The sequence below is a fragment of the Pseudomonas sp. SWRI179 genome, from assembly GCF_014268705.1.
In the GTDB taxonomy this organism is placed as follows: domain Bacteria; phylum Pseudomonadota; class Gammaproteobacteria; order Pseudomonadales; family Pseudomonadaceae; genus Aquipseudomonas; species Aquipseudomonas zanjanensis.
The window spans coordinates 14,366-28,244 of the sequence record NZ_JABWRA010000052.1 but is presented as its reverse complement, the minus strand read 5'-3'; the positions used below and the strand labels follow the sequence as shown (position 1 = coordinate 28,244).

General features: G+C 62.4%; 14 protein-coding genes. 8 read left to right on the top strand and 6 right to left on the bottom strand.

Annotated elements, in window-relative coordinates:
- Nucleotides 1-10: 10 nt before the first annotated feature.
- Entirely contained in the window at nucleotides 11-466 is a 456-nt protein-coding gene (locus tag HU767_RS23795) for a DUF4879 domain-containing protein (protein WP_186730614.1), read from the bottom strand.
- Between the two features lie 205 nt (nucleotides 467-671).
- Between HU767_RS23795 and HU767_RS23790 the strand changes: the two genes are divergently transcribed.
- From HU767_RS23790 to HU767_RS23775, 4 genes are all read left to right on the top strand, one after another.
- A complete protein-coding gene (locus tag HU767_RS23790; protein ID WP_186730613.1) occupies nucleotides 672-1,967 on the top strand; it encodes an NCS2 family permease in 1,296 nt (431 codons plus the stop codon).
- Nucleotides 1,964-3,043: a tRNA (uridine(54)-C5)-methyltransferase TrmA gene (gene trmA, locus HU767_RS23785; protein WP_186706529.1), complete on the top strand. Its 1,080-nt coding sequence runs from the start codon at nucleotides 1,964-1,966 to the stop codon at nucleotides 3,041-3,043. Before HU767_RS23790 ends, trmA begins: the two co-directional genes overlap by 4 nt.
- Before the next feature lie 284 nt (nucleotides 3,044-3,327).
- Nucleotides 3,328-3,768 (top strand): type II 3-dehydroquinate dehydratase, encoded by a 441-nt coding sequence (aroQ, locus tag HU767_RS23780; RefSeq protein ID WP_186706530.1) that lies wholly within the window; start codon nucleotides 3,328-3,330, stop codon nucleotides 3,766-3,768.
- 5 nt (nucleotides 3,769-3,773) lie between these two features.
- Nucleotides 3,774-4,625, top strand: a complete 852-nt coding sequence (locus HU767_RS23775) for a shikimate dehydrogenase (protein ID WP_186706531.1) — start codon at nucleotides 3,774-3,776, stop codon at nucleotides 4,623-4,625.
- 117 nt (nucleotides 4,626-4,742) lie between these two features.
- On the opposite strand, the gene HU767_RS23770 is transcribed toward HU767_RS23775, so the two are convergent.
- Together HU767_RS23770 and quiC are read right to left on the bottom strand one after the other, a co-directional pair.
- The gene (locus tag HU767_RS23770) at nucleotides 4,743-5,420 is read right to left on the bottom strand and encodes a TetR/AcrR family transcriptional regulator (RefSeq protein ID WP_186706532.1); all 678 of its coding nucleotides are present in this window, start codon (nucleotides 5,418-5,420) and stop codon (nucleotides 4,743-4,745) included.
- A gap of 102 nt (nucleotides 5,421-5,522) precedes the next feature.
- Nucleotides 5,523-7,424, bottom strand: coding sequence for a 3-dehydroshikimate dehydratase QuiC (gene quiC, locus HU767_RS23765; RefSeq protein ID WP_186730612.1), 1,902 nt, complete (start codon nucleotides 7,422-7,424; stop codon nucleotides 5,523-5,525).
- Here quiC and HU767_RS23760 point away from each other — a divergent pair.
- Nucleotides 7,423-7,575, top strand: coding sequence for a hypothetical protein (locus tag HU767_RS23760; protein ID WP_186730611.1), 153 nt, complete (start codon nucleotides 7,423-7,425; stop codon nucleotides 7,573-7,575). The two genes, quiC and HU767_RS23760, sit on opposite strands and share 2 nt — an antisense overlap.
- Nucleotides 7,576-7,692: 117 nt before the next feature.
- The gene (locus tag HU767_RS23755; RefSeq protein ID WP_186730610.1) at nucleotides 7,693-9,030 is read left to right on the top strand and encodes an MFS transporter; all 1,338 of its coding nucleotides are present in this window, start codon (nucleotides 7,693-7,695) and stop codon (nucleotides 9,028-9,030) included.
- Nucleotides 9,031-9,233: 203 nt separating this feature from the next.
- On the opposite strand, the gene HU767_RS23750 is transcribed toward HU767_RS23755, so the two are convergent.
- Nucleotides 9,234-10,112, bottom strand: coding sequence for a DMT family transporter (locus tag HU767_RS23750; protein ID WP_186730609.1), 879 nt, complete (start codon nucleotides 10,110-10,112; stop codon nucleotides 9,234-9,236).
- 252 nt (nucleotides 10,113-10,364) lie between these two features.
- Between HU767_RS23750 and HU767_RS23745 the strand changes: the two genes are divergently transcribed.
- Complete coding sequence (locus HU767_RS23745) at nucleotides 10,365-11,249, top strand: neutral zinc metallopeptidase (RefSeq protein WP_186706536.1); 885 nt, start codon at nucleotides 10,365-10,367, stop codon at nucleotides 11,247-11,249.
- The gene (locus HU767_RS23740; protein WP_186730608.1) at nucleotides 11,250-12,197 is read left to right on the top strand and encodes an alpha/beta hydrolase; all 948 of its coding nucleotides are present in this window, start codon (nucleotides 11,250-11,252) and stop codon (nucleotides 12,195-12,197) included.
- 141 nt (nucleotides 12,198-12,338) lie between these two features.
- On the opposite strand, the gene HU767_RS23735 is transcribed toward HU767_RS23740, so the two are convergent.
- A complete protein-coding gene (locus HU767_RS23735; protein ID WP_186706538.1) occupies nucleotides 12,339-12,932 on the bottom strand; it encodes an HAD family hydrolase in 594 nt (197 codons plus the stop codon).
- Nucleotides 12,929-13,798 carry an acyl-CoA thioesterase II gene (gene tesB, locus HU767_RS23730; RefSeq protein WP_039594097.1) on the bottom strand — a complete coding sequence of 290 codons (870 nt, stop codon included), beginning with the start codon at nucleotides 13,796-13,798 and terminating at the stop codon, nucleotides 12,929-12,931. Before tesB ends, HU767_RS23735 begins: the two co-directional genes overlap by 4 nt.
- Between the last annotated feature and the right edge of the window lie 81 nt (nucleotides 13,799-13,879).

The following is a 13,879-nucleotide window of genomic DNA, read 5'->3' as shown; positions in this document are numbered from 1 at the left end:
GGGAGCCGGGCTATTTGATGTACAACTGGGTCGACATCCGATTGCCCGGGGCGTTGATCGACTGGTTGCTGAAGCTGAAGGTGCCCTCTTGCTTGCCCTTCAGGTCGAAGATGTACACATAGCCGACGACTTTGGTCCGCACCGAGCAGTCATTGAGATTGCCGTTGCTGTAGGCACATACCGGCGAGCGGGTGCCGTCGACTTCAAAGCCGTCCAGGGTGACATGGGGCTGATGGCCATAACCAACCTCCAGCACGTAGACCTTTATGTTCGGCCCGCTGTGATCGCAACGCGTCTGCGCCTGCCCAGGGACGATGTCCTCGAAACCACAGGCCGGCGACTCGACCTTGAGCACCTTGACCTCACTCAAGGGCGGGGCCGACGCGGCATTGACGGCCTGGCCGGGCAACCACAGGCCCAGCGCGCAGCCCAGAGCCACCAGCCGCTTTTTATTCATGTGGAACATAGAGACCCTCCCGGAACCGCGGGCAGTATGGCCCACTTGGCGCGTTGGCAAAACATCGACGACGATCGCAGCCACAACGCTACGCTGCTGGTATGATGCGCGGCTTTTTCCGACCCGCAGAAAATTCCCGGGCGCCGCTGGCGACCTGTGCTTTGCTGTTGAGGTCGATACATTCACGGCGCCGGGCGCGCCACGGGGAGCAGACATGCTGGAAAGGCTGTTTCAACTCAAGGCACACAACACCAACGTGCGGACCGAGATCCTGGCGGGCGTCACGACGTTCCTGGCCATGGCCTACATTCTGTTCGTCAACCCGAGCATCCTCGGCGAAACCGGCATGGACAAGGGCGCGGTGTTCGTCGCCACCTGCCTGGCGGCGGCCATTGGCTCCACGGTCATGGGCCTGATCGCCAACTACCCGATCGCCCTCGCGCCGGGCATGGGCCTGAACGCCTTCTTCACCTACACCGTGGTCCTGCACATGGGCCACACCTGGCAAGTGGCCCTGGGCGCGGTGTTCGTCTCCGCCGTGCTGTTTTTCCTGTTGTCGATCTTCCGCATCCGCGAGTGGATCATCAACAGCATCCCGCTGCCGCTGCGTTCGGCCATTGCCGCCGGTATCGGCCTGTTCCTGGCGCTGATCGCCCTGAACAATGCCGGCATCGTGGTGAAAAACCCGGCGACCATGGTGGGCCTCGGCGACTTGAAGCAACCGGCGCCGATCCTCGCGACCCTCGGTTTTGTCCTGATCGTCGCCCTCGAAGCCTTGAAGGTACGCGGCGCGGTGCTGATCGGCATCCTGGCGGTCACCATCGTTTCGATCCTGATGGGCTTCACGCCATTTAGCGGCATCATTTCCGCGCCACCGTCCCTGGCCCCGACCTTCCTGCAACTGGACATCAAGGGCGCCCTGGACATCGGCCTGGTGAGCGTGATCTTCGCCTTTCTGTTCGTCGACCTGTTCGACAACTCCGGCACCCTGATCGGCGTCGCCAAGCGCGCCGGACTCATGGGCAAGGACGGCCACATGCCGAAGATGGGCCGTGCGCTGATCGCCGACAGCACCGCCGCCATGGCCGGTTCGCTGCTGGGCACCTCCACCACCACCAGCTACATCGAATCGGCGGCGGGCGTCAGTGCCGGCGGCCGCACCGGTTTGACCGCCATCGTGGTGGCGATCCTGTTCCTGCTGGCGCTGTTCTTCTCGCCACTGGCCGCCAGCGTCCCGGCCTTCGCCACCGCGCCTGCCCTGCTGTTCGTCGCCGTGCTGATGACCTCGGGCCTGGCGGAAATCGACTGGGATGACATCACCGTCGCCGCACCCGTGGTGGTGACCGCCCTGGCAATGCCATTCACGTATTCCATCGCCAACGGCATCGCTTTCGGTTTCATCGCCTGGACCGCCATCAAACTGGTGTCTGGCCGTGGCCGTGAGCTGAACCCGGCGCTGGTTATTCTGTCGATCCTGTTCGTGATCAAGTTGGGTTGGTTCAACGCATGACTTTTGATTCCCAGGCCTACGCCGCCCAGTTACAGGACAAGGTCACCCGCTTGCGTGACCTGTTGGCGCCGTTCGATGCACCGGAACCTGCGGTGTTCGATTCGCCCCTGAAAAACTTTCGCCTGCGGGCCGAGTTCCGCCTCTGGCGCGAGGCCGGCGAACGGCATTACGCAATGTTCTCCCAGGACGACAAGCGCACACCGATCCTCATCGAGGAGTTTCCCATTGCCAGCCTGCGCATCAACCAATTGATGCCGCAGCTCAAGGCCGCCTGGCAAGCCAGTGCGCCCCTGAGCCACAAGCTGTTCCAAGTGGAATTCCTGACCACCCTCGCGGGCGATGCGATGATCACCCTGTGTTATCACCGCCCGCTGGACGAGCACTGGCACGCGGCCGCGTCAAAATTGGCGGCCGACCTGGGCGTCAGCATCATTGGCCGCTCCAAGGGCAAGCGGGAAGTGATCGGCCACGATTACGTGGTGGAGAAACTTGAAGTGGGCGGCCGCACCTTCAGCTATCGCCAACCCGAGGGCGCCTTCACCCAGCCCAACGGCACGGTGAATCAGAAGATGCTCAACTGGGCCTATGAAGCGCTGGGCGATCGCAGCGACGATCTGCTGGAGTTGTACTGCGGCAACGGCAACTTCACCCTGCCCCTGGCCACCCGCGTGCGCAAAGTCCTGGCCACCGAAATCAGCAAGACGTCGGTGAACGCCGCGCTGAGCAACCTCAGCGAAAACGCCGTGGATAACGTCACCCTGGTGCGCCTGTCCGCCGAAGAACTGACCGAAGCCTTGAACGAAGTCCGGCCGTTCCGTCGTCTGCAGGGCATCGACCTGAAAAGCTACGAGTTCGGCAGTGTCTTCGTCGACCCGCCTCGCGCCGGCATGGACCCGGACACCTGCGAGTTGACTCGGCGGTTCGACAACATCCTCTATATCTCCTGCAACCCGGAGACCCTCGCCGCGAACATCGCACAGCTGAACGACACCCACCGCATCACGCGTTGTGCGTTGTTCGATCAATTTCCTTGGACCCATCACATGGAATCCGGGGTGTTGTTGACTCGGCGTTAAGCCAACACATACCTATTGTGGCGAGGGAGCTTGCTCCCGCTCGGTTGCGCAGCAACCGCAAAAAGCTTGGGGCTGCTACGCCCGAAGCGTCGGACCGGCCCAGCGGGAGCAAGCTCCCTCGCCACAATTGCTCTCCCTCCCCTTTCGGCCGGCAATGTTCGATCATCGAACACTTATTGCCCAACGACCGCTGCTTTATTTGACCAAATTAACCATCTAGTACAATTTATCTCCACCGGCTGAAACCCCGCCGACACCAACAATAAAAATGTGGAGAAACTGCGATGCCTCCGATCGTTCTGGTGCTCAACGGCCCGAACCTGAACCTGCTCGGCACCCGCGAGCCGGCCACCTACGGCCATGAAACCCTGGCCGATATCTCTGCACTGTGCGGGCGCGCCGCCGACGAATTCGGCTTGGCGGTAGAGTTCCGCCAGACCAACCAGGAAAGCGAATTGCTGGACTGGATTCACGGTGCCCGGGGCCGGTGCGCCGGTATCGTCATCAACCCGGCGGCCTGGACCCACACTTCCGTGGCGATCCGTGACGCCCTGGTGGCCAGCGAAGTGCCGGTCATCGAAGTCCACCTGTCCAACGTTCATGCCCGTGAAACCTTCCGCCACCACTCCTTTGTCTCATCCGTCGCCATTGGCGTGATGTGCGGGTTTGGCAGCCATGGTTATCGCCTGGCCCTTGAACATTTCAGTCAGCGGTTGAAGGGTTGATGGGCATGTCGAATATCACTGTGCTGGCCGGCCTGATCGGCGCGGGTATCCAGGCGTCCCGCACGCCAGCGCTGCATGAGCGCGAAGGCGATGCCCAAGGCATGCGTTATCTCTATCGACTGATCGACCTGGACGCGTTGAAGCTCGACAGCGGTGCCCTGGCCGATTTGCTGGTGGCCGCCGAACGCATGGACTTCACCGGCCTGAACATCACCTTCCCCTGCAAGCAGGCGATCATCCCGCTGCTGGACGAGCTGTCGCCCGAGGCCCGTGGCATCGGCGCGGTCAATACGGTGGTGCTCAAGGACGGCAAGCGCATCGGCCATAACACCGACTGCCTGGGGTTCGCCGAAGGTTTTCGCCGTGGCCTGGGGGAAGTGGCGCGCAAACGCGTGGTCCAGATGGGCGCCGGTGGCGCCGGCGCGGCGGTGGCCCATGCGCTGTTGCTAGAGAACGTGGAAACCTTGAGCATCTTTGACGTCGAAGTCAGCCGCGCCGAGGCACTGGCCGATAACTTGAATCAACACTTCGGCACCGGCCGCGCTCGCGCCGGGCATGACCTGCCAACGGCCATGGCCGAGGCCGACGGTCTGGTGAACACCACGCCCATGGGCATGGCGAAACTGCCGGGCATGCCGGTGCCGGTCGAGCTGTTGCGGAGCGCTTTGTGGGTCGCGGAAATCGTTTACTTCCCATTGGAAACCGAGCTGCTGCGCAACGCCCGCGCCATCGGCTGCCGCACGCTGGATGGCGGCAACATGGCGGTGTTCCAGGCGGTGAAGGCGTTCGAACTGTTCAGTGGCGTGGCGCCGGACGCGCAACGGATGCTGGCGCATTTCCAGAGCATGAACCACTAAGACCTGAAGCATCCCCTGTGGGAGCGGGCTTGCTCGCGAATGCGGTGTGTCAGTCACACATTTGCCTACTGACACACCGCATTCGCGAGCAAGCCCGCTCCCACACTAGGTTCGGTGTCAGGCCTGCAAGTACCGCAACACCGATTCACACACCATCTGCCGATGCCGCTGCTTCACCGCTTCATCCGACAAATCGATCTGAAAGATCTCACCGAATGTCTGGCGATTGGACACCCGGTAGAAACAGAACGAGCTGATCAGCAGATGCACATCCAGCGGTTCGAGGCCGGCACGGAACACGCCCTCTTCGGCGCCGCGCCGCAGGATCACCCCCAGGGAATCGAGGATGGTATTGGTCATCGCCTTGATCGCGCCTGACTGCTTCACGTACTCGGCGTTGTGAATGTTCTCGATGCAGACGATGCGCACGAAATCCACATTGCGGTCGTGGTGGTCGAAGGTGAATTCCACCAGGCGCCGGATTGCGTCCACCGGGGCCAGTTCCGCCAGGTGCAGACGGCTCTCGGTGGTGCGGATATCGCCGTAGAGTTTTTCCAGCACCTCGACGTACAACTGCTCCTTGCTGCCGAAGTAGTAGTAGATCATGCGCTTGGAGGTGTGGATGCGCTCGGCGATGGCGTCGACCCGGGCACCCGCCAGGCCTTGCTGGACGAATTCGACGATGGCTTCCTGAAGAATGTTTTCCCGGGTCTTCTCCGGGTTGTTCTTGCGACTCTTGCGCGGCGGGGCGACAGGTTCGTCGAGCGCTGCGGAAAGCTCTGGATTCATAGTCATTGCGGGCTCACGGCCATCACTGCACAGGCTGGCGATTATGGGCCGCACCGTGCACTGAAGGAAGCCACGACACCGCCCATTACCGCCACGTTTACGATTTCCCTACAACTTGGCGTGCCGCAAGCCACCGCTGCGGGACTTGGCCATGGCCGCCAGGCGCACCGCGACGTTGGCGGCGCCATAACCGGCGTAACCGTTCTTGCGCTGGATGATCTCAAAGAAAAACCGCCCCTCGAACGGCTCGGTGTAGACGTGGAACAGCTCGCCACCCTGGGCGTCACGGTCGTACAACACGTTGAAGTAAGCCAGTTCGCTGAGGAACTCGTCATCGAAATCGAAACGCGCCGCCAGGTCGTCGTAGTAATTGAGCGGAATGTCGAGCAACGGTACGCCCGCCTCCTTGGCCCGACTGACCTGGGCGAAAATGTCGTCGCAGTCGAAGGCGATGTGATGCACGCCGGAGCCGCGATAACTCGACAGCGCATGTGAGATCGCGGTGTTGCGGTTCTCGGAAATGTTCAGCGGCAAGCGAATCGAACTGCAGCGGCTGCGCAGCGCCCGGCTTTTTACCAGGCCATAGGGGTCGGGCAAGACCACTTCGTCGTCGGCCTCGAAATCCAGCAGGCTCTTGTAGAACAGCACCCAACTGTCGAGGCTGTCGGCCGGCAGCGCCATCGCCATGTGGTCGATGCGCTTGAGCCCGGCCCCGATGACCGCCCCCGGTTGCAGGTTGAAATCGGTGCCATAGACGTCGGCGTCCTGGTCCACCAGGTAGATCAGGCTGCCGTCCGGTGCACGCACCGCCGCCAGCTCCAGCTCATTGGGCCCCACCAATCCGCGATAGGGCTGACCCTTGTAGGCAACCGCCCGCTCCAGGGCACTGGCGCTGTTTTTCACCCGCACGGCGGTGGCGCACAACGATGGCCCGTGGGCTTCGAAAAAGCTGTGGGCGAAGGAATACGCTTCACTGTTGAGGATCAGGTTGATATCGCCCTGGCGCAGCAGGCTGACATTCTTCGAGCGATGCTGGCCGGCCTTGACGAACCCCAACCGTTCCAACCAGTGGGAGAGCTTGGCGCCGAGGTTATCGTCCACGGCAAACTCGAGGAATTCGATGCCGTCGTATTCGCTGGCCGGTGGTGTGGCGAACAGGATGTCGGCATTGCCAGCGGCGCTCGCTTCTTCGGCCAGGCGCTGGCGGGTCTTTTCTTCCAGGTACAGCAGCGAACGCAGGCCGTCGGCGGCATTGGCCCGTGGCGGCGCGGCACGAAAACCGTCGTTGAAGATCTCCAGCGACAGCGGCCCCGTATAACCACTCTTGATGATCGGCGCCAGGAAACCCGGCAAGTCGAATTCGCCCTGGCCCGGGAAACAACGAAAATGCCGGCTCCACTCCAGGACGTCCATGGCCAGGATCGGTGCGTCGGCCATTTGCACAAAGAAAATCTTCTCGCCCGGAATTTCGGCGATGGCGCTCGGGTCGCCCTTGAGGGACAAGGTATGGAAGCTGTCGAGCAGCACGCCGAGGTTGGGGTGATCAGCCTGGCGCACGATGTTCCAGACCTGTTGATAAGTATTCACATGGCGGCCCCAGGCCAGCGCCTCGTAACCGATGCGCAAGCCGCGGGCACCGGCCCGTTCGGCCAGCAGGCGCAAGTCATCGATGAGGATCTGCTCATCGCCGACGCTGTCGGCCGAGGCATTGCTGCACACCAACACCAGATCGGTGCCCAGCTCCTGCATCAAGTCGAACTTGCGCTCGGCCCGCTCCAGGTTGCGCGGCAGACGATCGCGGCGGCAGCCTTCGAAATCACGAAACGGTTGGAACAAGGTGATGGCGATGCCCAGGTCGGCGCACATCTGCCTGATTTCCCGAGGGCTGCCATCGTAATAAAGAAGGTCGTTCTCGAAAATTTCCACCCCATCAAAGCCGGCGGCGGCAATGGCGTCGAGTTTCTCCGGCAAAGTACCGCTCAAGGACACGGTGGCAATGGAACGCTGCATGACTTCGGCTCCCGGGACAGGCATCGGCTACAAAGGTGCGCCGCTTTTTAAGAGTCAGCCGATTATTGAGCTGCCGGTTTCTTTCAGCAATTCAATATGTACCATCCGGTTAGTTTTTTGGGCGATTATCGAACACAATGCCCATGGCTGAATTGACGATTTTTTGCTCACTGCGCACCATCGCTTCCACATTGACACCGGCTCTGATCGCCAATCTCGATGGACAGACCCAGACCAACCATAAGAATTTCAAAAACGGGTACACGCTATGATTCCCTCCCAAAGTTCCCGCCTGGCCCCTGGCCTGGGTGCCTCCACCGGCAGCGTCGGTGACAAGATCCGCGGCGCCATGGCCGTGGGCAAGACCCGTTGGGGCATGCTCGCCCTGGTGTTTTTCGCCACCACCCTGAACTACATCGACCGCGCCGCCCTGGGCGTCATGCAGCCGATCCTGGCCAAGGAAATGAGCTGGACGGCGATGGATTACGCCAACATCAACTTCTGGTTCCAGGTCGGGTATGCCATCGGCTTCGTGTTGCAGGGGCGACTGATCGACCGGATCGGCGTCAAGCGCGTGTTCTTCTGCGCCGTGCTGCTCTGGAGCCTGGCAACCGGCGCCCACGGCCTGGCCACGTCGGCAGCGGGCTTCATGATTTGCCGTTTCATTCTCGGCCTTACCGAAGCCGCCAACTACCCGGCCTGCGTGAAGACCACCCGGCTGTGGTTTCCGGCGGGCGAACGGGCGGTCGCCACCGGTATTTTCAACGCCGGAACCAACGTCGGTGCGATGTTCACGCCGATGCTCCTGCCACTGGTCCTGCACGTATGGGGCTGGCAGGCGGCGTTCCTGTGCATGGCCGCGCTGGGCGGGATCTGGCTGCTGTTCTGGGGCCTGAAGTACTTCAACCCAGAAGACCATCCCACCGTCAAACAGTCGGAGCTGGACTACATCCAGGCCCAGGACGAACCGGCCCCGGTCCGCGTACCGTTCTCGCGCATCCTGCGCATGCGCGGCACGTGGGCGTTCGCCCTGGCCTACTCGATCACCGCGCCGGTGTTCTGGTTCTACCTCTACTGGTTGCCGCCGTTCCTGAACCAGCAATACAACCTGGGCATCAACGTGACCCAGATGGGCATCCCGCTGATCATCATCTACCTCACCGCCGACTTCGGCAGCGTCGGCGGCGGGATCCTGTCGTCGTTCCTGATCGGCCGCGGCCTCGACCCGATCAAGGCGCGCCTGGTGTCCATGCTGCTGTTCGCCTGCTGCATCATCGGCGTGATCATGGCCGCGGGTTCCAGCAGCCTGTGGATGGCGGTGTTCGCCATTTCCCTGGCCATCGGCGCGCACCAGGCCTGGACCGCCAACATCTGGAGCCTGGTGATGGACTACACGCCCAAGCACATGATGAGCACGGTGTTCGGCTTCGGCGGCATGTGCGCGGCCATCGGCGGGATGTTCATGACCCAACTGGTGGGCCACATTCTCACGATCACCAATAACAATTACACGGTGCTGTTCACCTTGATTCCGGCGATGTACTTCATTGCCCTGACCTGGCTGTACTTCATGGCGCCGCGCAAGGTGCCAACCCTGGAAAATTGACTGTCCACACGCTAACGGGCAGCGATTCACCTGTGGCGAGGGAGCTTGCTCCCGCTCGATTGCGCAGCAATCGCATAAAAGCGAGGGCCGCTTCGCAGCCCAGCGGGAGCAAGCTCCCTCGCCACTGGGGGCTGTACTAGCCCACAGAGGACTGTGCTGGCCACAGGGGCTGTGGTGCTATCCACAAAAGGGTTTGTTAGCGGTTACGCCCGCCGCTGTTGCCACGCCGCCGCCAACCCACTCAAGCAGATCAAGACGATGCCCACCACGGTGGTCAGCGTCGGCGTGTGGTTGAACAACAACCAGCCCAGCAGGCCGGCAAACACGATCTGGCAATACCCGAACGGCGCGAGCAGCGCCGGGGCGGCAAAGCGGAAGGCCTGGGTCAGCATCAGGTGCGCCGTCATCCCGCAGGCCCCCAGTGCTAACATCATCGCCCCGTGCATCAGGCTCGGCACCTGCCAGAAGAACGGCACCAGCGCGCTCATCACCAAGGTGTTGCACAGGCCGGCGAAGAAATTGCTGGTGGTCGGGCTGTCGATCTCGCTGAGCTTGCGCGTGAGCAGTTGGTAGAAGCAGAAAAACAGTGCCGAACAGAACGGTAACAGCACCGCCGGGGTGAACAGATCGCCGCCGGGATGGACGATGATCAACACCCCGATGAAACCGAAGATCACCGCGATCCATTGACCGCGCGTCACCCGTTCGCCCAGCAATGGCACCGACAGCGCGGTCACCAGTACGGGCGCGAGGAAGTTGACCGCCGTCGCCTCCGCCAGAGGTATGAACATCAACGCGGTGGTGAAAAACAGACTGGTGCCCAGCAGGCACAACGCCCGGGCCAACTGCCACAACGGGCGCTTGGTACGCAGTACCCGTAGCCCCGAGCGTGGCAGGAAAATACCCGCCATCAACAACGTGTGCACCACGTAACGCGCCCAGACCACCATGACGATCGGATAAAAACCGGACAGGTATTTGGACAACGCGTCATGACTGGAGAACAGGAACGTTGCGGCCAGGATTAGCACGATGCCCTTGAAAGCCTGATTGACGCCGGAGAGCGGTGTGCTGACGGTCATGAGGGAAACCTGCGTTGCTTGATGTAAGGGCCGTGACGCACGATGCAGTTGTTGGGCCAGCGAGCATGCCGATAAGTTCTGAATCGGCAGTGTAATGAAAATTCCGGCGCAGGGCAGGATCGGCTCACCGCTGAACCAAAACCCGTGTTCGTTGCCTGACAGCACAAGCGCGGCGCGCACCTTGGGCGCCTAAAAGCTAGACTCACCGCCACAGCAGTCATTTCTCGCAGCGTCATTTAGAGGATCTCCCACATGTTATGGAAAAAAGGTCGCCGCAGTGACAACGTGGTGGACGCCCGTGGTGATGGTGGGGGCGGTGGCGGAATGCGTTTTGGCGGCGGCAAGGGATTGAGCCTGACGGCCATTCTCCTGATCGTCGGCATCGGCTGGATCACCGGCCAGGACCCGATGCAGATTCTCGGGCAACTGGCCGGGCAGATGGACACGTCCGCACCCGCCACGTCACAAACCCGCCAGGCGCCACCGGCCAACGATGAACAGGCCGAGTTCGTGCGCTCGATCCTCGGCGATACCGAAGACACCTGGGGCCAAGTCTTCCAGCAGGCCGGACGCCAGTACCAGCAGCCCAAACTGGTGTTGTTCAGCGGCCGGGTCAATTCGGCCTGCGGCCTGGCCTCTTCGGCGACCGGGCCGTTCTATTGCCCGGCGGACCGGCAGGTCTACCTGGACATGAGTTTCTTCAAGGAAATGTCCCAACGCTTTGCCGCCGCCGGCGACTTCGCCCAGGCCTACGTCATTGCCCACGAAGTCGGCCACCATGTGCAGACGCTGCTCGGCGTGTCGGCGAAAATCCAGGAAGCACGCCAGCAAGGCCGGCAAATGGAAGGCGACGGTGGCTTGTTGGTGCGCCAGGAGTTGCAGGCCGATTGCCTGGCCGGGGTCTGGGCCAACCATGCGCAGAAACGCCTGAACTGGCTGGAGCCGGGCGACATCGAAGAGGCCTTGACCGCCGCCAATGCGATCGGTGACGACCGCTTGCAGCAGCAAGGCCAGGGCCGCGTGGTGCCGGACTCCTTCACCCACGGTACGTCGGCGCAGCGGGTGCGTTGGTTCAAGACCGGCTTCGCCCAGGGCCAGGTCAGTCAGTGCGACACCTTCGCGGCGAAAACCCTGTAGATGAAGGGGTGGGCGTTGATCGGGCTGGTGCTGTGCTGCGCCGCTGCCCAAGCCGAGGAACACGGCGTCAACGTGATCGCCCAGGGACGCCTGCAACTCAAGGGCGGTGCCATGGCCGTCGCCGTCAGCCCGCCCCCGGCGTCCATTCAACGCGTGCTGATCATCCTTCATGGTCGGCTGCGCAACGCCGACACCTACCTGCACAGCGCCGAAAAGGCGGCCGAAAAGGCCGGGCAACAGGGCACGACGCTGGTCATCGCCCCGCAATTCCTCAACGAGCAGGACGTGGCTCGCCACACGTTGCCCAATGATCTACTGCGTTGGCAGGGCAATGATTGGATGGCCGCAGGCCTGTCCACGGGGCCCAACCCGGTCAGCTCCTTTCAAGTCCTCGACGACATCGTCGCGCGGGTCAGTGACCGGCAGCAATTTCCCGAAGTAAAGGAAATCGTCATCGCCGGTCATTCCGGCGGCGCCCAGGTCGTGCAGCGCTATGCCCTGCTCGCCCAAGGCCAGTACCGGATCAACCCGCGTTTCGTCATCGCCAACCCCTCGTCTTATGCCTATTTCGATGCGCAACGGCCCATGGCCTTCGACGCCGCCAGTTGCCCGGGCTTCAACCGCTGGAAATACGGCCTGCAGGACCTGCCCGCCTATGCCGCTGGGCGAACGCCCGCCCAACTGGAGGAACACTACGTCAAGCGCGATATCGTTTATCTGCTCGGGCAGCAGGACATCGACCCGGAGCATCCGGCGTTGGACAAGGGTTGTGAAGCACAGACCCAGGGGGCGTATCGGTTACTGCGTGGGCATTTCTTTTTCGACTACCTGACCCGGCGCCATCCCGAGGGGCTGAACCAGCGGCTGATCGAGGTGCCCGGGGTCGGGCACGATGGGGATGGGATGTTCAATTCGCCGGAGGGGCTGAGGGTGTTGTTTGGGCAGTGAGCCTCGTTGCGACTGGGGAGGCCCTTTCGCGAGCAAGCCCGCTCCCACAGGGATCTCTGTCGATTACAAAATCCATGTCCACCGCAGATCCATTGTGGGAGCGGGCTTGCTCGCGAAAGCGATTAACCCGTCACACAAATCTCAAGCCGACAACATCCGCCGCAACTCAAGGCAATCCCGCGCATGCCAATCCGTCAGCTCCGGCCATGGATTGTCCGGCAAGTTCACCAACACCGTCCGTGCCCCCGCCGCACGCCCGCAATCCAGGTCGAAGCGGTAGTCGCCCACCATCACCATCGTGTCGGGCGCCACGTTCCAGGCCTCGGCCAGTTTCAACAGGCCACCGGGATGCGGCTTGGGCGGTGCCTCGTCGCGACCCAGCACATCGTCCACCGCGAAACAGTCCGCCAGGCCAATGGCCTCCAGGGTCACGTGGGCCAGCTCACGGGCGTTGCGGGTCAGGATCCCCAGGCGATAGCCGCGCCCGGCCAGCTCGCGCACCAATTCGACCGCGCCCGGCGCAGGCTTGGAGCCCAGCGCCAGGTCCCGCTCGTGTTCCAGCAACCAGGCATGCTTGGCCGTGGCCTCCTCAGCGGGCAACCCTGCCAGGTGAGTGAGAATGTCATCTTCGGCCGGAATCGCCAGGGCCACGCGGATCGCCGCGAAATCATGCACGGCGATGGTCAGCGTGCCATCCATGTCGAACACCCAGTGACGAACCTCGGCCAGGCTCATGCCCAGTCCTTGCGGTGGCGAATCAGGCCTTCCTGGGTGACCGACGCCACCAGTTGCCCAGCGCGATTGAACACGCTGCCACGGGAGAAACCACGGGAATTGCCGGCCCACGGGCTGTCCATGGCGTAGAGCAACCAGTCATCGGCCCGCAGGTCAGCGTGGAACCACAACGCGTGATCGAGGCTGGCGACCTGCATGTCCTTCTGCCACACCGATTTGCCGTGGGGCAGCATCGAGGTGGTCAGCAGGCCGAAGTCCGACGCGTAGGCCAGCAGGTATTTGTGCAGGGCCGGGATGTCGGCCAAGGCGCCATCGGCACGGAACCACACGTATTTCACCGGGTCGGCCGGTTGCGGGTTGTACGGATCTTTTTCGGTGACCGGGCGGACTTCGATCGGCTTGGGGCACAGCAGTTTTTCACGCATGTGCTCGGGCAGCAGGTGCGCGCGCTGCTGGGTCAGCTCCAGCTCGGACGGCAGGTTCTCCGGGCCGACGACTTGCGGCATGGTGCTCTGGTGCTCGAAACCCTGCTCGTCATACTGGAACGAGGCGCTGCAGGTGAAGATCGGGTTGCCCTTCTGGATCGCCGTCACCCGGCGGGTGCTGAAACTGCCACCGTCACGCACCCGGTCCACTTGGTAGACCACCGGCAGCGCGGCATCGCCTGGACGCAGGAAATAACCGTGCATCGAATGCACATGGCGCGCCTCTTCCACGGTCTGGCTGGCCGCTGACAACGACTGGCCCAGTACCTGGCCGCCGAATAGCTGGCGAAACCCCAGGTCCTGGCTGCGACCGCGAAACAGGTTCTCTTCGATCGGTTCCAGGGTCAGCAGGTCGACCAGATCTTCCAACACGTGGCTCATTCAGACTTTCCTCACACAGCGCAAAAACCGCGCAGTCTACGCTGCGGCGGTGGATCGATTGTTGGCCCAGGCCATTCTGGC

What these genes read in the sequence shown, in the direction of transcription:
- HU767_RS23795 (WP_186730614.1), bottom strand. Translation starts at nt 466, where the DNA reads ATGTTCCACATGAATAAAAAGCGGCTGGTGGCTCTGGGCTGCGCGCTG.
- HU767_RS23790 (WP_186730613.1), top strand. Translation starts at nt 672, where the DNA reads ATGCTGGAAAGGCTGTTTCAACTCAAGGCACACAACACCAACGTGCGG.
- trmA (WP_186706529.1), top strand. Translation starts at nt 1,964, where the DNA reads ATGACTTTTGATTCCCAGGCCTACGCCGCCCAGTTACAGGACAAGGTC.
- aroQ (WP_186706530.1), top strand. Translation starts at nt 3,328, where the DNA reads ATGCCTCCGATCGTTCTGGTGCTCAACGGCCCGAACCTGAACCTGCTC.
- HU767_RS23775 (WP_186706531.1), top strand. Translation starts at nt 3,774, where the DNA reads ATGTCGAATATCACTGTGCTGGCCGGCCTGATCGGCGCGGGTATCCAG.
- HU767_RS23770 (WP_186706532.1), bottom strand. Translation starts at nt 5,420, where the DNA reads ATGACTATGAATCCAGAGCTTTCCGCAGCGCTCGACGAACCTGTCGCC.
- HU767_RS23760 (WP_186730611.1), top strand. Translation starts at nt 7,423, where the DNA reads ATGACTTCGGCTCCCGGGACAGGCATCGGCTACAAAGGTGCGCCGCTT.
- quiC (WP_186730612.1), bottom strand. Translation starts at nt 7,424, where the DNA reads ATGCAGCGTTCCATTGCCACCGTGTCCTTGAGCGGTACTTTGCCGGAG.
- HU767_RS23755 (WP_186730610.1), top strand. Translation starts at nt 7,693, where the DNA reads ATGATTCCCTCCCAAAGTTCCCGCCTGGCCCCTGGCCTGGGTGCCTCC.
- HU767_RS23750 (WP_186730609.1), bottom strand. Translation starts at nt 10,112, where the DNA reads ATGACCGTCAGCACACCGCTCTCCGGCGTCAATCAGGCTTTCAAGGGC.
- HU767_RS23745 (WP_186706536.1), top strand. Translation starts at nt 10,365, where the DNA reads ATGTTATGGAAAAAAGGTCGCCGCAGTGACAACGTGGTGGACGCCCGT.
- HU767_RS23740 (WP_186730608.1), top strand. Translation starts at nt 11,250, where the DNA reads ATGAAGGGGTGGGCGTTGATCGGGCTGGTGCTGTGCTGCGCCGCTGCC.
- HU767_RS23735 (WP_186706538.1), bottom strand. Translation starts at nt 12,932, where the DNA reads ATGAGCCTGGCCGAGGTTCGTCACTGGGTGTTCGACATGGATGGCACG.
- tesB (WP_039594097.1), bottom strand. Translation starts at nt 13,798, where the DNA reads ATGAGCCACGTGTTGGAAGATCTGGTCGACCTGCTGACCCTGGAACCG.